15 protein-coding genes are annotated in these 18,018 nt (G+C 65.5%); 8 read left to right on the forward strand and 7 right to left on the reverse strand.

Going from position 1 to position 18,018, the window contains the following annotated elements; translation table 11 throughout:
- Positions 1-175 precede the first annotated feature (175 nt).
- On the reverse strand, positions 176-865 hold the full coding sequence (locus ACVMB1_RS22390; protein ID WP_057014960.1) for a class I SAM-dependent methyltransferase: 690 nt from the start codon (positions 863-865) through the stop codon (positions 176-178).
- A 33-nt stretch (positions 866-898) separates the two neighbouring features.
- Positions 899-1,954, reverse strand: coding sequence for a glycosyltransferase family 4 protein (locus ACVMB1_RS22395; RefSeq protein WP_076824075.1), 1,056 nt, complete (start codon positions 1,952-1,954; stop codon positions 899-901).
- A gap of 138 nt (positions 1,955-2,092) precedes the next feature.
- Between ACVMB1_RS22395 and ACVMB1_RS22400 the strand changes: the two genes are divergently transcribed.
- Both ACVMB1_RS22400 and ACVMB1_RS22405 read left to right on the forward strand, forming a co-directional pair.
- Positions 2,093-3,475: a TAXI family TRAP transporter solute-binding subunit gene (locus ACVMB1_RS22400; RefSeq protein WP_076824073.1), complete on the forward strand. Its 1,383-nt coding sequence runs from the start codon at positions 2,093-2,095 to the stop codon at positions 3,473-3,475.
- Positions 3,476-3,591: 116 nt separating this feature from the next.
- The gene (locus tag ACVMB1_RS22405; RefSeq protein ID WP_076824231.1) at positions 3,592-4,374 is read left to right on the forward strand and encodes a sulfite exporter TauE/SafE family protein; all 783 of its coding nucleotides are present in this window, start codon (positions 3,592-3,594) and stop codon (positions 4,372-4,374) included.
- A gap of 25 nt (positions 4,375-4,399) precedes the next feature.
- Here the strand turns inward: ACVMB1_RS22405 and ACVMB1_RS22410 are convergent, their stop codons facing one another.
- Positions 4,400-5,620, reverse strand: coding sequence for an acyltransferase family protein (locus tag ACVMB1_RS22410; protein WP_456834841.1), 1,221 nt, complete (start codon positions 5,618-5,620; stop codon positions 4,400-4,402).
- 253 nt (positions 5,621-5,873) lie between these two features.
- Between ACVMB1_RS22410 and ACVMB1_RS22415 the strand changes: the two genes are divergently transcribed.
- The 3 genes from ACVMB1_RS22415 to ACVMB1_RS22425 all read left to right on the forward strand — a co-directional run bounded on the left by ACVMB1_RS22415 (position 5,874) and on the right by ACVMB1_RS22425 (position 9,822).
- Positions 5,874-6,563, forward strand: coding sequence for a L,D-transpeptidase (locus ACVMB1_RS22415; protein ID WP_076824069.1), 690 nt, complete (start codon positions 5,874-5,876; stop codon positions 6,561-6,563).
- A gap of 191 nt (positions 6,564-6,754) precedes the next feature.
- Positions 6,755-8,323 carry a DUF4403 family protein gene (locus ACVMB1_RS22420; protein ID WP_076824229.1) on the forward strand — a complete coding sequence of 523 codons (1,569 nt, stop codon included), beginning with the start codon at positions 6,755-6,757 and terminating at the stop codon, positions 8,321-8,323.
- A gap of 284 nt (positions 8,324-8,607) precedes the next feature.
- A complete protein-coding gene (locus ACVMB1_RS22425; protein WP_076824067.1) occupies positions 8,608-9,822 on the forward strand; it encodes an ABC transporter substrate-binding protein in 1,215 nt (404 codons plus the stop codon).
- Between the two features lie 119 nt (positions 9,823-9,941).
- Here ACVMB1_RS22425 and ACVMB1_RS22430 read toward each other — a convergent pair whose 3' ends face one another.
- The 3 genes from ACVMB1_RS22430 to ACVMB1_RS22440 all read right to left on the reverse strand — a co-directional run bounded on the left by ACVMB1_RS22430 (position 9,942) and on the right by ACVMB1_RS22440 (position 14,425).
- Entirely contained in the window at positions 9,942-13,010 is a 3,069-nt protein-coding gene (locus tag ACVMB1_RS22430; protein WP_076824064.1) for an alpha-mannosidase, read from the reverse strand.
- 181 nt (positions 13,011-13,191) lie between these two features.
- Positions 13,192-13,710, reverse strand: a complete 519-nt coding sequence (locus tag ACVMB1_RS22435) for a PRC-barrel domain-containing protein (protein WP_057014954.1) — start codon at positions 13,708-13,710, stop codon at positions 13,192-13,194.
- A 337-nt stretch (positions 13,711-14,047) separates the two neighbouring features.
- A complete protein-coding gene (locus tag ACVMB1_RS22440) occupies positions 14,048-14,425 on the reverse strand; it encodes a PRC-barrel domain-containing protein (protein WP_076824062.1) in 378 nt (125 codons plus the stop codon).
- Positions 14,426-14,713: 288 nt separating this feature from the next.
- Here ACVMB1_RS22440 and ACVMB1_RS22445 point away from each other — a divergent pair, with 288 nt between their 5' ends.
- Together ACVMB1_RS22445 and ACVMB1_RS22450 are read left to right on the forward strand one after the other, a co-directional pair.
- Positions 14,714-15,451: a response regulator gene (locus tag ACVMB1_RS22445; protein ID WP_018273044.1), complete on the forward strand. Its 738-nt coding sequence runs from the start codon at positions 14,714-14,716 to the stop codon at positions 15,449-15,451.
- 2 nt (positions 15,452-15,453) lie between these two features.
- The gene (locus ACVMB1_RS22450) at positions 15,454-16,833 is read left to right on the forward strand and encodes an ATP-binding protein (RefSeq protein WP_456849258.1); all 1,380 of its coding nucleotides are present in this window, start codon (positions 15,454-15,456) and stop codon (positions 16,831-16,833) included.
- Positions 16,834-16,840: 7 nt separating this feature from the next.
- Here ACVMB1_RS22450 and ACVMB1_RS22455 read toward each other — a convergent pair whose 3' ends face one another.
- Positions 16,841-17,038 (reverse strand): hypothetical protein, encoded by a 198-nt coding sequence (locus ACVMB1_RS22455; protein WP_028332600.1) that lies wholly within the window; start codon positions 17,036-17,038, stop codon positions 16,841-16,843.
- A 372-nt stretch (positions 17,039-17,410) separates the two neighbouring features.
- Here ACVMB1_RS22455 and ACVMB1_RS22460 point away from each other — a divergent pair, with 372 nt between their 5' ends.
- Positions 17,411-17,935 (forward strand): lytic transglycosylase domain-containing protein, encoded by a 525-nt coding sequence (locus ACVMB1_RS22460; RefSeq protein ID WP_057014952.1) that lies wholly within the window; start codon positions 17,411-17,413, stop codon positions 17,933-17,935.
- The last annotated feature ends 83 nt before the right edge of the window (positions 17,936-18,018 follow it).

An 18,018-nucleotide genomic window follows, 5' to 3' on the forward strand; every position in this document is an offset into this window, starting at 1 on the left:
AATGACATATGACAATGCGGAGCGACGCCTTGACGCAACCGGAGCAGGGTCTCGCCTCATCCCGACAAAATCTGCGGAGATCAGGCGAAGGAGATCGTAGCCTCCCGGCCTGGGGTGCGCTGTGCGCTACCTCACCCGGGAGGAGCGGCGGGCTGGGCCGCCTGGCCGGGCCGCCTCAGGCGGCTTTGGCGACATCCGCCTTGCGGAAGCGGACCAGCGAGAAGTGGCCGAGCGGCGGAATCAGGCGCCGCTCCGCGAGCTCCATGCCGCGCGCGCCGGCGAGCCATTTGGTGTAGCGCGACCAGGCGAATTCGGCGGTCCGGAACCCGAGCGGGCGCACCACCGGCTGCAGCTTCTGCTCGATGAAGCGGCGCACGCCGGCATCGGCGCTGACGCGGGTCAGGATGATCAGTTCGCCGCCCGGACGAACCACGCGGGCGAACTCGTCGAGCGCGGCTTCCGGGTTCGGCACCGCCGACAGCACGTACTGCGCCATCACCACGTCGAACGAATTGTCGGGGAATTCGAGCTTTTCGGCGTCCATCACCGCGAGGCCCTCGACATTCTTCAGGCCCCGCTCCGCGACCCGCTTCTTGGCCTTCTCCAGCATCGCTTCCGAGATGTCGGTGCCGAAGATGCGGACGTTCGGGCTATAGAGCGGCAGCGAGATGCCGGTGCCGACGCCGACCTCGAGCACCCGGCCGCCGATCTTGTTGGTGGCCTGGATCGCGGCCTGCCGGCCCTTGCTGAACACACCGCCAAACACGAGGTCGTAGATCGGCGCCCAGCGGTCATAGGCCTGCTCGACCGTCTCGCGGTCGAAGTCCATGGAACGGTCGGCACCCAGCTTGATGATTTCAGCCATAGATCGTCTCTCGTCTCTCGTTCGATTGAGGTGTTAATTCGGAACCGCGCTGCGGCCGGCAACGCGGCGGGCGGGCCGCGGCGCGCGGCTCGGCTGCAGCGTGGCCAGATTGCCGATGAACTGACGCGCACTGTTTTCCCAGGAACGCTCCAACGCAAAATTGCGGCAGTCGGCGCGCGACATCGTCAGCGCGCGCAGGCAGGCGCTGCGCAGGTCGTTGTCGATCGCGCCGATCGGATGGTTGGCGATGACGTCCTTCGGGCCGGTGACCGGGAATGCCGCAACCGGCGTGCCGCAGGCCAGCGCCTCGAGCTGCACGACGCCGAAGGTGTCGGTCAGGCTCGGGAACACGAAGACGTCGGCGGCGGCGAGGTGCGAGGTCAAATCCTGCCCCTTCTTCTCGCCGAGGAAAATCGCGTCGGGATATTTCTGTTCCAATGCCGCCCTTTGCGGGCCGTCGCCGACCACGACCTTGGAGCCCGGCAGGTCCAGCGACAGGAAGGCGTCGAGATTCTTCTCCACCGCGACGCGGCCCATGGTCATGAAGATCGGCCGCGGCAGATCGAGCACAGCCGGCTGGTCCGGATTGAAGATCCTGGTGTCGACGCCGCGGGTCCAGAAGCCGAGCTTGCGGAAGCCGCGCTCGGCGAGCTCGCTGCGCAGCGAGTCGGTCGCGACCATCGTCATCGACCCGGCGGCGTGGAAGTGGCGCAGCACCGCGTAGCCGACGCTGTCGGGAATTCCGGTGCGAACCGAAACATATTCCGGGAAGCGCGTTGTATAGGATGTGGTGAAGGCGAGCTTGTTGCGCTGGCAATAGCCGCGCACCGCCCAGCCGATCGGCCCTTCGGTCGCGATGTGGATCGCCTCGGGCGCGGCCTCCTCGATCCGGCGCGCGATCTCGCGGCGGTTCGGCAGCGCCACGCGCAGGCCAGGATAGGTCGGCACGCCGACCGAGCGGAAACCGTCGGGAGTGAGGAACTCGATCTCGGCGCCGAGCCCGGCTGCGCTGCGCGCAAGCGACGTCAGCGTCCGGACCACGCCGTTGACTTGCGGATGCCAGGCATCGGTCGCAACGAGTATGCGCATTGCAGGAGATCCAAATCGTTAATCTTGATTCTGCTCGCACGACGTTCTGACATGGATGTTTCAAACGTATGACGTCATCGAAATGTTAGGTTGTTTTTCACGGCAAACGGCCGGCTTTTCGTGTAACGTGACAGCCAGATGTCAGAGCAGAGTGAAAATCCCGGCGCGAAGCGCCGCAGGCTCAGGCGGCGAAACTCGTCGCTGCTGATCCTTGCGGCCGGCATGCTTGTGTTCGGCCTCGCCGCCGGCGCGCTGTATTACGCGCTGCGTCCGGTGACGCTCGCGATCGCGGTCGGCCCGACCGGCAGCGAGGACGTCAAGCTGATCCAGGGCTTCGCCCAGGTCTTTACGCACGACGGCAGCTCGGTGCGGCTGAAGCCGGTCACGACGCAGGGCTCCGCCGAGAGCATCGCACTGTTCACGGCGAACAAGGTCGACCTCGCGGTGGTGCGCGGCGACCTCGATCTGCCCGCGAGCGCCGAGTCGGTTGCGATCCTGCGCAAGAATGTCGTCGTGCTGTGGGCGCCCTCGGGCGCCAAAGGCAAGCGGCGGTCCGCGAAGATCAAGAGTATCGACGATCTCGCCGGCCACAAGGTCGGCGTGGTCGGCAGCACCCAGGCCAATGTCACGCTGCTGCGCGTGATCCTGACCGAATCCGGCGTCAACCCCGACAAGGTCGCGGTCAGCCAGTTCGCCGTCAACAAGATCGCCGACCTCGCGCGCGATCCCTCGCTCGATGCCTACATGACCGTCGGCCCGCTCGACAGCAAGGTGACGGCGGAAGCGATTACAGCGACGGCGGCCGCGCGCGGCGAGCCGGTCTTCCTCCCGGTCGATGTCTCGGAGGCAATCGCGCAGAAGCATCCGCGCTATGAGTCCGAGGAGATCGCCGGCAGCATCTTCTCCTCGTCGCCGGCGCGGCCCGAGGACAAGGTTGAGACCGTCAGCGTCAATCACCTCATCATCGCGCAGCATGCGCTGAGCGAGGCGACCGTCGGCGCGCTCGACCGGCAGCTGTTCACGCTGCGCCTCCAGGTCGCGCGCGATCTGCCGGCGGCGGCAAAGATCGAGAAGCCCGACACCGACAAGGACGCCGCGCTGCCGGCGCATCAGGGCGCGGCCGCCTATATCGACGGCACCGAGCGCACCTTCCTCGAAAAATACTCCGACTACATCTGGGGCGGCATCCTGCTGCTCTCCGGCCTCGGCTCGGCCGGCGCCTGGCTGCGCCACTACGTGAAGCGCGACGAGCGCGAGCACTACATCACCCATCGCGACAATCTGCTGACCCTGATCTCGCAGGTGCGCGGCGCCGAGACGCCGGAACAGCTCGCCGCCATGCAGGGCGACGCGGATGCCCTGTTGCGCGAGGCGCTCGACTGCTACGACGACGGCGCGATCGAGGAAGGCGATCTCTCGGTGATCGGGCTGACGCTCGAGCAATTCCATCACGCCGTCTCCGACCGCCGCGCCGTGATCAACGGCGACAAGCCGGGCCTGCCGCGGATGCGCGCCGGCTAGGCCGCGTGCACGCCGAATTGCACCGAGAGCAATGTGCACCGAGAGCAATGTTTGGATTGCGCATGCAGGCGCGCGTGGCCATGTTGAGTACTGACCACAACGCTTCGCACGACACCATGATCACGTCCATCGTCGCTGACCTGCCCGGACCTTTCGTGCTCGCGGTTGCCTTCGCCGGCGTCTTCCTGATCGCCTTCATGAAGGGCGCGTTCGGCGGCGGTTTTGCCATCGTCGGCATCCCGCTGCTGTCGCTGGCGATGGACCCGATCGCGGCGGGCGCGCTGCTGGCACCATTGTTCGTCGTCATGGACGTCACCGCGCTGCGGTTCTGGCGCCCGAGCACGTGGTCGCGCATCGACCTCGCGATGCTGCTGCCGGCGCTCGTCGTCGGCATCGGCCTCGGCTATTTCGTGCTGCGCGATCTCGACCGGCATGCCGTCGAGATCGTGATGGGCGTGGTGACGCTGGTGTTCGCCGCGCTGTGGCTTCTCGGCGGCGGCGAGATCAAGCCGCGTCCGCGTTCGACGTTCAAGGCGACGTTCGCCGGCCTGTCCTCCGGCGTCACCACGATGGTGGCCCATTCGGGCGGGCCGCCGCTTGCGATCTATCTGCTGCCGCTCGGCATGCCGAAGGCGCTCTACGCCGGCACCACCAGCCTGTTCTTCACGGTCGGCAACCTCTTGAAGGCCGGCCCGTGGCTCGTGCTCGCCACGCCGTCGCGCAGCCTGTGGATGCTGATGGCGCTTTGCGTGCCGGCGGTGCCGGTCGGCGTCTGGGCCGGATGGCGGCTGCACGAACGTCTCGACCAGCGCGCGCTGTACCGCGCCTGCTACGCCATTCTGGTCATCACCGCGGCCAAGCTGCTGTGGGACGGATCGGCCGGATATCTCAGCTCCTGAACGGCGAAGGTGTGCTGGCTCCTCGTCAGGAGGAGTGCCTGCTGCGGACGGCGCTCGCGGCAACGGCAAGAGGCGCAATGTCCTGGCGCGGCGCGGCCGCGTCGTCCGGCGCAAGGCGCTCGCGCGCCACGAAGGAGAAGCGGCTGCGCAGCTTCAGGATCGGCTTCTCAATCCAGTGCCAGGAGAACGCGGCGAACAGCGTGATCAGCAGCAGCGCAATCGCGAACTGAATGATCACGGGCGCGTGCGGCAGCCATACCCGCACCACCTGCTGCACCGGAAAGCCGTAGAGATAGATGCCGTAGGAATAGTCGCCGCGCGAAATCAGCGGCAGCCGCGGCAGCTTCGAAACGCCGAGATAGGCGGTGATATAGACCAGCGCCGGGGCGATCAGCAGATTGAGCACCGGCTGGCTCATCCAGTCCGCCGGACCGAGCAGCGCGGCGCCCGCGCAGAGCGCGCAGCACGCGGCGAGAAGCCATCCGTTGTAGGGAATGCGGTCACGATAGAGATAGATCGCGATGCCGAGCATGAACGCGACCGGCAGCTTCGCGCCGCGTCCGAGGAACGGCGCCGTGCTGAAGATCCTGTCATGCAGCGTGCCGGCGACCCCGGCGGGCAGTTGCGAGGGTTGCGCGCCATGCCCGGCGAGTACGAGCGCAAGGCCGATGCCGACCAGCACGAGCGCACCGAGCACGATGAGCGGCGGCTTGCGCAACAGGCCGAACAGGATGAACACCGTCATCAGCGCGTAGCAGCCATATTCGAACGGCACCGTCCACAGCGAGCTGTTGACCTCCGGCGCGGGATTGCCGCTGAACACGCCGGGCAGGACGTAGTTCACGAGGCCGATGATGTTGGTGAAGTATTTGTAGGTGCCGAAATTGGTGAAATAGTCCGACAGCGGCAGCGCGGTGAAGATCGGTCCGAGGATCAGCGCCGACAGCACGATCTCGACCGCAAGCGCCGGAATGATCCGCATGCCGCGATTGGTGAGAAACTCCCTCAGCGAGAGCCGCAGCCCGCTGGCCGCGATCAGAAACCCGCTCAGCGCAAAGAACATCACGAGAATGGCGTAGTGCGGAAACCAGGCGATCCACGCCTGCTCGCCGTCGCCACTGCCGCCCGCGACATAGGGCGCGTGGGCGGCGACGACGGAAATCGCCAGTGCGATACGGAGAAAATCGAACCCGGGGCCGAAGCCCTTCTGCCGATCCAGCATGCTGCCGATCGTGTGCCCCAGCATCATTTCCACTCCATTCCGAAACAATGCGCTGGGACAGCAAGCGCCGTGCCAGGAAGACTGTCTTGCGGCGGGACACCCCCTTCCCGGCAACCCGGCCTTAACCGTGCGACGAAACACGCACGAAACAATTCCCTAACGGCACGAAACCATTTTGGCGATTTCGTGCAAACGTCCTGAAACGCCTCACCTGTACTGCTTTGACCCAACGACGCGCCGGAACTGGCGCGCAGGGCGCAAACAACAGGGGTCGACAATGTTCAATTCCATCAAGCTGAACTCACGTCTCGCTGCCGCCGCCTTCGGTGCGCTGGCGATTGGCACCGTCGCTTTTTCGAATTCCGCCGCGGCCGCTCCGCTGCCGATGTTCCCCTTCATCCTGACGCCGCCGACCGAGGCCGTGCAGCCGCCGGTGCAGTCGATGCCGCAGACGCAGGAGGAAGACCGTTCGGTTGAGTTGCCCGCCCGCCTGCGCCGCCAGGTCGTCGCCTATCCGACGCGCGAGGCGCCCGGCACCATCATCATCGACACCCCGCACACCTATCTCTATCTCGTGCTCGGCAACGGCCAGGCCATGCGCTACGGCATCGGTATCGGCCGCGACGGCTTCACCTGGTCGGGCACCCAGACCATCACCAAGAAGGCGGAGTGGCCGGATTGGACGCCCCCGCCGGAAATGATCGCCCGCCAACCCTATCTGCCGCGCCACATGGCCGGCGGCCCCGGCAACCCGCTCGGCGCCCGCGCCATGTATCTCGGCGGCACCATCTACCGCATCCACGGCACCAACGCGCCGGAGACGATCGGCACCCGCGTGTCCTCCGGTTGCCTGCGCCTGACCAATGCAGATGTCTCCGACCTCTATTCGCGGGTCAGCGTCGGCACCAAGGTGATCGTGCTGCCGATGACCGACCGCCGCGCCGATCTCGGCTCGGCCGTCCGCTAAGCCCCTCCCCTCCAAGGCGTCCCTAAATAAAGGCGTCCTCGACCACGGCTCCGGCATTCTCATGCCGGGGCCGTTGTCGCGTTCATCAACCTTAACGCCTTCCGCCCCTGAAGCAGCTTGATCCCGCCACACTGGCGCCCTCGTCGGGGGGCCTGTACAAGCCGTCAAGTTGATTTTCATCCGGGGGAATGATGCGTCTACCGATGCATCCAAGGACGATAGCGCTCGGGACCGCGGTGGTGCTGGTCTCGTTCGTGATCAGCCTCAAGGCAATGGACTGGCTCGCGCCGAGCGTCACCGTGCAGAAGCCGAAGCTCGCAGAGCTGCCGCCGCTGCCGCAGGCGCCGCGTTCCTCGACGATCGTGGCGCAGGTCTCGGTCGCGCTGTCGGCGATCCGCGACGCGGCCGAACGCGGCGCGCCGAAGACGTTCGGCGGCAAGGCCGACAACCCGGTCCAGCAAATCCTGCAAAATGCCGACATCGGCTGGACCGCATCGCGCGGGCCGATCGCCGCCACCGGCGCGCAGGACGTGCTGACGCTGACCACCCCGATCAACGGCACGCTCAAGGTCACCGGCGCGTTGTCCGCCAAGGCAACCGGCGCGGTCAACGACGCGCTCGGCAGCCTGCTCGGCGGCAATGTCGCCAAGCAGATCGGCGCCGTGAACATCAAGAACATCAACGCCAACGCCGAGATCAAGGGCAACGTCACCCTCACCGCGCGGCCGAAGCTCGGCGCGTCCTGGCGGATCGAGCCGAACCTGCAGGCACAGGTCAATCTCGGCGACACCAGCCTGTCGACGGCCGGCGTCCGCATCAGCGTGCCGGCCCAGGTCAAGCCTTTCATCGACAAGGCGGTCGCCGACCAGATTTCTGTGGTCGAGGCCCGATTGCACAACGACCCGGTGTTCCAGAACAACGCCCGCACGCAATGGGCCAAGGCCTGCCGCTCGATCCCGCTGCAAGGCACCGGCGGCACCACCTCGATGCCGCCGATGTGGCTCGAACTGCGACCGATCCGCGCGATCGCCGCGCAGCCGAAGGTCGATGCGTCCTCGCTGATCCTGACGATGGGGATCGAGGCCGAAACGCGGATCACGGAGGCGCAGACCACCCCGAACTGCCCGTTCCCCGAAAAACTCTCGATCGTGCCGCCGATGCCGAGCCAGGTCGCGATCGGCCTGCCGGTCGACCTGTCCTTCACCACGCTGAGCCAGCTGGTCGAGGCGCAGCTCAAGGGCAAGACCTTCCCCGAGGACGGCTCCGGTCCGGTCGACGTGACGGTCAAGAGCGCGAGCATCGCCGCCTCCGGCGACCGGCTTCTGATCTCGCTCCTGGTGCACGCCAAGGAGAAGGCCAGCTGGTTCGGGCTGGGCGCCGAGGCGACCGTGCACATCTGGGGCCGGCCGCGGCTCGACCAGCCGTCGCAGACGCTGCGGCTGACCGACGTCGAGCTGGCGGTGGAATCCGAGGCCGCGTTCGGCCTGCTCGGCGCCGCCGCACGCGCGGCGATCCCGCACATGCAGCAGACCCTCAACGACCGGCTGGTGGTCGACCTGAAGCCATTCGCGACCAACGCGCAGCGCAAGGTCGCCGCCGCCATCGCCGACCTGCAGAAGAACGAGGAGGGCATCCGCGTCGACGCCGAGGTCAACAGCATCCGGCTGGCCGGGATCGACTTCGATTCCAAGACGTTGCGGGTGATCGTGGAAACCGACGGCACCATCAAGGCCGCCGTCACCGCGTTACCGGCGCTGTAGGACACTGCCCGAGCGGATTGCTCTCTTACCTCGCCCCGCTTGCGGTCGCTTGCGGGGAGAGGTCGGATTGCGAAGCAATCCGGGTGAGGGGGTACAGGTCTCACGACAATCGCCACCCGTGGATAAGGCCCCTCACCCCAACCCTCTCCCCGCGAAGAGCGGGGGAGAGGGGGAACACTTGCCGCGCGCATGCTCAAAAAGTCGTCTTTGCGACAGCTTGTCGCAGCGGCTAGAACGCCCCGGTGGAAGCAACCCTCAACGAAAAAGTCAGGGAGAAAAACACGATGAAAACACTCTTGGCCGCAGCGGCGGCCGGCCTCGCGCTCGCGGTCTCAGGGACCGCGGCGAACGCCCAGATCTCCGACGATGTCGTCAAGATCGGCGTGCTCACCGACATGTCGAGCCTCTATGCGGACGCCACCGGCAAGGGCTCGGTCGCCGCCGTCGAGATGGCGGTCGCCGATTACGGCGGCAAGGTGAAAGGCAAGCCGGTGCAGGTGATCGCAGCCGATCACCAGAACAAGCCCGACGTCGGCGTCAACATCGCACGCAACTGGTACGACAACGACAAAGTCGACGCGATCCTCGACGTGCCGACCTCGTCGGTCGCATTGCCGATCTCGGCGCTGACGCGCGAGAAGAACAAGATCCACATCAATTCCGGCGGCGGCTCCTCCGATATCACCGGCACCGCCTGCTCGCCCAACACGGTGCACTGGACCTACGACACCTATGCGCTATCGAACGTCGCCGGCAAGGCGATGGTCAAGCGCGGCGAGGACACCTGGTTCTTCGTCACCGCCGACTACGCCTTCGGCATGGCGCTGGAACGCGATGCCGCCAATGTCGTCAAGGAGAGCGGCGGCAAGGTGCTGGGCGACGTGCGTCATCCGCTCAACTCGTCGGACTTCTCCTCCTTCCTGCTGCAGGCGCAGGCCTCCAAGGCCAAGGTCGTGGCGCTGGCGAATGCCGGCGGCGACACCACCAACGCGCTGAAGCAGGCTTCCGAGTTCGGCCTGACCCAGGGCGGCCAGAAGATGATCGCGCTGCTGCAGGAGATCACCGACACGCATTCGCTCGGCATCAAGGCGACCCAGGGCCTGATCGTCACCGACGCCTTCTACTGGGACATGAACGACGAGACCCGCGCCTTCTCGAAGCGCTTCAACGAGAAGGTCGGCCATATGCCGACCATGATCCAGGCCGGCCTCTATTCGGCGACCATGCATTACCTGAAGGCGATCGAGGCCATCGGCACCGACGAGGCGCCGAAGGTGATGGCCCAGATGCGCGCCACGCCGGTCAACGACTTCTTCGCCAAGAACGGCCATATCCGGATCGACGGCCGCATGGTGCACGACATGTATCTGTTCGAGGTCAAGAAGCCCGAGGAATCCAAGGGCGAGTGGGACCTCTACAAGCTGATCGCCACCGTGCCCGGCGACGAGGCGTTCCGCCCGCTCGACAAGGGCGGCTGTCCGCTGGTGAAGTCGAACTGACGGCCAGGCCACACCGGATCGCATCCAGCGATGCGATCCGGTCTCTCCGCGCATCGCAGACGGAATTCCGCGGCTGCCATGCCGTACCCCGCAAGCCGGAGCGAAAGTCACTGCAGGCATTACGCCTGGAAGACCCGCAGCGTTGCGATCTGGAATGGACGCAGCGCCAGGCGGCATCCCCGATCCTCGGTCGGCAAGGCCTCGATGCGGTCTTCCAGGGTGTTGCTGATCCACACCGACGCGATGTCGACGCCGAAATCGAGCGCCGCGGCGGTGCGAATGCCGGCGCTCTCGTAAAGCCGCACCACCCAGCCGTCTCCATCCTCGGCGGGCTTGATCGTATCGACGATCACGTTGGCCGGAGATGCGGTCAGGAACGATCGTCGCAACAGCGCGCGAGCGCGCCCTTTGGTCCACAGCACCGGACGCTCGAACCGCAAGGCGCGCCCGACCGTGTCCGCGCTGCGCCAGTCGCCGTGGTGGGGATAGATCGCATAGCGCATCCGGTGCCGCCCGATATCGGCCTGCGGATCAGGCAATTCGGAGCCGCGCAGCAGCGTCAGCGCGAGCTGGTTGCCGAACGCCGAATAGCCGTGACGGCAGTCGCTGAACAGCGACACGCCGAAATCCGGCTCGGCGAGATCGGCCCAGCGATGCCCGGGCACCTCGTACTTGGCCGCATCGGCATCCGCGTTGGCATGGGTCGGCCGCTCGGTTGCGCCGAACATGGTTTCATAGGTTGCGTTCGATGCACGGCAGGCGACGGGGAACATGACCTTCAGCGCCGTCTTGCGCTCCTGCCAATCGACCGTGGTTTCGAATTCGAGATGATCGGCGCCGGCATCGAGGCGGATTACCTGCACGAGCCGGCTTGCGCGTCCGAGCCCGCGCTCGAAACGAATCTCGCCGCGCAGCCCGCCATCCGACAGCACGGCGCAGCTCACATCTCCTGTCACCTCGCGCGCGGTCTCCAGCGCGAACGGATCGATATCCCATGCCTCGAAATCGAGCGGCCGGTCATCGAGCAGCAGCAGCCGGGCTGCCGGCGATGCGAAGGTCTCGCGGCCGGTCGCAACATGCAGCAGCGACCGAACGAGCCCGCTGCGATCAATGCGCACTTCGAGCCGCGCGTTCGACAGCACGAAGCCGTCCAGATCGGCGGCGACCACAACGCGATCGTCGGTCGTCGTCGTTTCACCCGCCGCAAACGGCGCGGCGGCGATGTGACGAAGCTCGCCGTCGGGGTCGGACGCGACCTCGGCGCGCGCGCAGCCCAGCGTGTTGACGGGTGTCCAATTGCCGTCTTCGGGATCGCACAGTGTCGCCAGCACGGCTTGCGTGCGACGCCCGGCCTCCTCCGCCACGCCAGCGAGTTCGACTTCCGCACGTTCATAGACCTCGCGGATGCTGCTGCCGGGAATGATGTCGTGGAACTGGTTGACCAGCAGCGTGCGCCACAGCGCTTCGATCTCCTGTGCTGACGGTGCCGGTTGCCGGCAGGCAGCCGCGACAGTGGTCACGAATTCGAGGGCCTGAAGGCCGGCCTCGCAAGCGCGGTTGAGGCGCTTGGTCTCGGCCTGCGTGGTGTAGGTGCCACGATGATATTCGAGATAGAGCTCGCCTTCGATCGTTGCCAGATCCGGCGCTGATATCGCCAGGCGGTCGAAGAACTCGTCGACGGAGCGAATCTGGATTCGCGGCAGCCCCTGCAAGTCCCTTGCGCGCTGCAACGTCTCGAGCATGGTCTCGTCGGCACCGCCGCCGCCGTCGCCATAGCCGAACAGATAGAGTGCGTCGGACGAACGGTCGGCGTCCTTGTAATTGGCGGAGTGATAGCGGAGCTCCGCGACCTGCGCCGATCCGTTGTAGGTGTCCGCCGGGGGGAAATGCGCCAGCACCGTGCTGCCATCCAGTCCGCGCCAATGGAAGCTGTGATGCGGCGGTGAGGTGAACTTGTTCCACGACAGCTTCTGGGTCAGGAAGCGCGACATCCCCGCCGACTGCATCAGCTGCGGCAGCTGCGCGTCGTAACCGAACACGTCGGGATTCCAGAACACGCTGGAGCGCGCACCGAACGTCTGCTCGAAATAGCGCTGACCATAGAGGAACTGACGGCAGATCGATTCGCCCCACGGCAGATTGCAGTCCGGCTCGATCCAGCTGCCGCCGACCGGAATCCATTGGCCGGCGGCGGCCTTGGCGCGAATTCGGGCGAACAGGTCAGGGTCATTCTGCTCGATGACGGCGTACTGATAGGCCTGCGAGCAGGCGAACTTGAAATCGGGATAGCGCTCCATCAGCGCCACCGCCGTGGAGAAGCTGCGTTGCGCCTTGCGCCGGGTTTCCGCCAGCGGCCACAGCCATGCCGTGTCGAGATGGGCGTGGCCGATCGCCGACATCTCGTGGGCGATGCTGCCGTTTCGTGCCGCGAGCAGGCCGTCGAGGATCGCCCGCGCCGACGGCCATGTCGCGCGATCGTCGGGATCGGTGATGTTGCAGATGCGGTTGAGATCGTGCAGCAGGCGCCCCGCCCAGGTCCGATCCAGCGCCGGCTGCGCCGTCTCGCCGACAGCGCCGTATGACCTCGACTTTGTCGTGGGATCGCGGTCAGCCTCGAGCTGGCGCAGCACCTCGTAGTCGAAATAGAATGCCGTGGCCTCGGAATCGAAGCAGCGCAGCTCGCAGGCGACCAGCGCGTAGGCCTGCGGATCGCTCCAGAACGCACCGAACAGGCCGTTGCAGGCCACCTCCACATGGAAGCTGATCGTCTCCCCGCCGCTCGCCGACTGAACGAGCGGCGCGATGTGGCGGCCGGGATTGAGACCCTGCGAGGAACGTCCGTTGAGCCAAAGCAGCGCTTCCGAGCGGCTGTCCCAATACAAATCCACGCGCGAGCCGGCCCAGGCCTGCGGCACCTCGGCCACGACCTGCACCCAATAGGTCGCCCATAGCGGTCCCAGCGCCTCGCCCAACGGGACCGGCCGATAATCGAGCTTGAGCGCGTCCTCGAGGCTGATCCGCTCGGTGGGACCGGCAAGCGCGAGCGAAGTGACCGGCACGCGGTCGGCATGAATCTTCTGTTGCAGCCGCTCCGCAAAGCCTTGCAACCGGCGCCGCGTGTATTGCGGGTAGCGGCCGCGAATCCGGGTTACCGCTGGATCGCCGCTATCGCGGTCCCTGTCATTCATCAGGTTCTTCAGCCATTTGACGAATGATCACGTGAGGGTTGATGATGATTGCAACGCGCTGTCCGAATTGGATCGCCTGACCTACTCCCTACACTCTTCCCAAATTTTATCCATCCGGCCAGCAAAAAAGCGCGCCCGGCAGCAACCGGACGCGCTCTTCTCTTGCAGGTGACGCGATGCGTTAGTCGGTCGAATACTTGAATTCCGGCATCGCCTTCAGCTCATCCTTGCTCGCATTGAACACGGCGTGATCCGGATACCAGGGATTCGGCTTCGACGTCGCCGCCGCAGGGGCCGCGCCCGTGGTGGTCGTCTTGCTGGTGCTGCCGGCGCCGGTGTTCGAGGCGCCGGTATAGGCGATCGGCTCGTTCACGAACTTCACCTTGTCGATCGGGACCGCGACCAAGTGCTCGCCGACGCCAAGGAAGCCGCCGACGCCGATCACGACCGCCTTGATTGTACCGCCCTTCTCCATCAGCAGATCATTGATCGAGCCGACGCTTTCATTGGCGTCGTTGTACACGCTAAGGCCGACGACCTTCGACGCGCGCCAGTTGCCCTTGAACGAATCCGGCGACGTGGCTGACGTCGACGCCGCAGGAGACATCTTGTCGCCCTTATCGGTTGGCGTCTGCGCAACGGCGACGGTTGCAAGCAGCGCAGTGCCGGCGAGGCCGGCGATGATGGATTTGACCAACATTGATGGCTCTCCTCTCGCAAAATCGATGCTGGGAAAACCCGTCATCTTCGCAACCGTTCCTAACGGACCTGCGCTCAAAAGCCGCTTAAATGCCGAGGAACGGGGGTGAGGACCTTTCAGCGCACGGAAACGCTGCGCCGCTTGACGAAAGGTATCGTGATCTCTCGAGTGAGCTTGCGGTTGAGCCTCACGACTGCGCCGGACGCGCAGTCCATGATGTGACGATGTTTGGCTCACTAAGTCGTCCCGGCGAACCGCGCTGCACAAACCGCGCGCTCGGCCCGGCGACCGCATCATCGATCGACGAGCGTCGTCATGCGCGCATGTTGCCGCGCGATCAGAAGCCGCCCCAATAGGGCGGCACGCCGTAGAAGCGATGCAGCTCGACTTCCTGCGAGCGATCGCCCCAATCGAAATCCTTGTCGGCACGGAACGACGGCGCGCGCTTCAGCTCCTCGTCCTCGATGTCGAGCTCATAGGCCTCGAACTTCGGGTTGTAGTGCAGCCGGCCCCAGGGCAGCGGGATCAAATTGGTTCCAATGCCCAGGAAGCCGCCGAAGCTCAACACCGCGTACGATACCTTGCCGGAGATCTTGTCGATCATCAGCCGCTCGATATGGCCGATCATGTCGCCATTGGCCCGGCGCACCGCCGTCCCCTCGACCCGGTCGCTTGCAATGAGCTGATGCGGCCTGGACTCGACCTCGACAGCCATCTCACCCTCCTTGACCCGAAAGAGAAATAACGCGTCGCCGGGGTAACGGGTTCCGCCCCCGGATATGACAGCCGCCCTTCCCCTTCTCCGGCCGCCATAACGACCAGGGGCCGATTCGCTATCCCGAGAGGGTTCTGCCCGCATTTCAGGGCATCAGGATTGATGACAGAACGATAACTTTTCTGCCTGCGGCCGACCTGTTAACCCGGATAGCCGGGCAAGATTTCAGACACATACTGAAACAAAATTCCTGAGCCGCTTTCCCCGAATCACGGACAAAAGATCGGTATGACCCAGGCTGCGCCCAATATCCTTGTCGTCGAGGACGACCGCGAGACGCGGTCGCTTATCGCAAAATATCTCCGTACCAATTCTTGTCATGTCACGACCGCCTCCGACGGCCGCGAGATGGCCAAGGCGATGACCGATCATCGGGTGGATCTCCTGGTGCTCGACGTCATGCTGCCCGGCGAGGACGGCCTCAGCCTGTGCCGCAAGGTGCGGGCGGAATCGCAGACGCCGATCATCATGCTGACCGCGCGCGGCGAGGACGTCGACCGCATCCTCGGCCTCGAGATGGGCGCCGACGATTACCTGGCAAAGCCGTTCAACCCGCGCGAGCTGCTGGCGCGGATCAACGCGGTGCTGCGCCGGCAGGCCGCCGCGCGCAACGCCAGCGCGATCGAGGGCGCGACTACGCTGACCTTCCTCGGCTGGCGTATCGACATCCGACTGCGCGAGCTGCGCAACCCCGAAGGCGCGCGCGTCGCCATGACCAGCGCCGAGTTCGACCTGCTACGCACCTTCTGCGAGCGGCCCGGCCGCGTGCTGTCGCGCGACAGCCTGCTCGACCTGACCCAGGGCCGCAGTGCCGGCTCGTTCGAACGTTCGATCGACGTGCTGGTCAGCCGCATCCGCCGCAAGATCGAGCCCGATCCGCAGGAAGCCACCATGATCAAGACAGTGCGTTCCGGCGGCTATGTGTTCACGCCGAGGGTGGAGGCGGTTGCCGCCACGAACAATTGACCATGAAGCTGCTGCGCGTGCTGAGTCTGCGGGGGATCGGCGCCCAGATGGCGGCGCTGGTCGTCGTTTCGATCGTCGCGCTGCACTTGATCATCACCGCCACCTTCCTGATCCATCGCCCTGATCGGGTGGAGCCGTCGGACCGCTGGCACACCCAGCTCGCCGCCGCCGCGCAGCTGCTCGGGCATGCCCCGGCGTCGGAGCGGCCGCGGCTCCTGGCCGACGTCGCCCGTGCCTTCCCGCAACTTGCGATCGGCGACCTGCCTTCCGATGCCGGCGCGCTTACCGAAACCGACACGCCGAGCCTGCACGCGTTGCGCCGGCTCGGCGCCGGCTATCGCATCTTCCTGCTCCCGCGCGAGGCTGGCGGCACGCCGCATGACGGCGAAATTCGCCGCGTCGCGATCCGCCTGCCCGACGGCGCCATGTTCGCCGCCAACCTGACGCCGGATCAGCACATGCGGCCGTTCTGGGGTGGGCCGTGGATGATGACGGTGCTGTTCGCCGTCATCAGCGTCACCCTGCTCGGCCTGTGGGCGGCATGGGCGCTGACCGCGCCGCTGTCGTCCTTCGTCAAGGCCGCCGAGACCTTCAGCCTGAACGGCGCCGCCGCGCCGCTGCCCGAGCGCGGTCCGGAGGAGATCCGTTCGCTGGCCCGGGCGCTGAACCGGATGCGCGAGCGCATCACCGCATTGATCGACGATCGCACCAAGATGCTGGCCGCGATCAGCCATGACCTGCGCACGCCGATCACGCGGATGCGGCTGCGCGCCGAATTCATCGAGGACGAGACCCACCGCCACCGCATGCTGCGCGACCTCGACCAGATGCGCTCGATGCTGGAATCGGTGCTGTCGTTCCTGCGCAACGACCGCAAGCTCGAGGAGATGACGCTGGTCGACATCGCGAGCACGCTGCACCTCGTCACCGATCAGTTCGCCGACATGGGACACAAGGTCAGTTACACGGGCCCGCAGCACGCGATGGCGACCGCGCGGCCGGCCGACCTGCATCGCTGCATCACCAATCTGGTGGAGAATGCCGTGCGGTTCGGCGGCGAAGTTGCCGTCCGCCTCGACGTCAAGCCCGACCGCCTCGTCGTCGATATCGAAGATGACGGGCCCGGCATCTCGGATGCGCACAAGGCGAGCGTGCTGGAGCCGTTCGTGCGCGGCGACCAGGCGCGCAACATGGATGAGGCCGAAGGCTTCGGCCTTGGTCTGTCGATCGCCAATGCCATCGTGCTCGCGCATGCCGGCACGCTGTCGCTGCACGATCGCAAGCCGCACGGGCTCGTGGTCCGGATCGAATTGCCGGCGCGCGGCAACAGCAATTGCAGCGGCAGAAATCCGCGGCCTGATCAGGCGAAGCTGATGCGATGAGGAGACGTCAGGCGGCGAGCGGCGTAATGAGCTCCGCTTCCTCGTAGATCGCGATGGCCTCGAAGCGGTAATTGCAGGCGCGGCAATTCCACAGGAACGAGGAGCGGCCTTCGCTGTGCTCCACCCAATCAGGGCGGGCGATCGGCTTGCCGCATTGCGCGCAGGGATTTTCGCGAGGCATATAGCCGGTGTCCTGACGGACCATGGCGCATCTCCCGAATGTTGTTTCTTGCGTGCTTGGACAGAGCTGCTGACTGAACGATCGCGCACTCTGTCGTGGATGAAGTCTAGACCTTCATTGATTCGTTTGCACGACAAACTGCTGTGGATAGCGTGCGGCAAAATTAGTCAGAAAAATTAGAAGGAAATTGCAGGCCAAGACAATTTTTGGCTGAGACGATTGAAGCAAACAATTTGAAGCATCCGTATTGCAATCGCGTCGTCCCTTCACCCCATGACCGGACAATCACGGAGGCATTAACGTTCGCTGATGCGAAGGTTTTGCCACATTCCTGCCCGCTCGCCGTACCAATGAGACCGCAGAACCGACGCGCATCTGAAAGCCCGAGCGATTGAGATGAAGACCGTACAAGCCCTTGGCTGCCTTGCCGCAATCGCGGTGCTGGCGTCCTGCGCGAGCGCGCAGGCGCAATCGCGCGCGCAATATGAGGCGATGGTGGCGGCCGAGGCCCAGGCCAACCTCGTACCGGAAGAGCTGGTGCATCGCGTCATCGTGCGCGAGAGCAAGTACCATCCGCAGCTGATCGGACGCGGCGGCACCATCGGGCTGATGCAAATCAAGCTCGGCACTGCACGCGGCCTCGGCTACACCGGTACCGCCGAGGGTCTGCGCGATCCCCAGACCAACCTCAAATACGGCATCAAGTACCTCGCCGGCGCCTATCGCGCCGCCGATGGCAATCACGATCGAGCCGTGCGTTATTTCGCGGGCGGGTATTACTACGTCGCAAAGCGCCAGCGCGGGGACCACCTGAAGGAAGCGAAGCATGGCGGCGCGGGTGCACCGCCGAAGGAATTCGCCAAGTCGGAGCAAATGACGGCCGATACCGCCGAGCCGAAGCCGGAACAAGCCGAAAAATAGCACCGATCGCGTCCGCGCAGCCCCGCGACGCGTGCCGGCCATCCTCGACACCGCCTGTCAAACGTGTCTGGCATACAAGTTGA

It is taken from the genome of Bradyrhizobium sp. USDA 4504 (genome assembly GCF_054063995.1).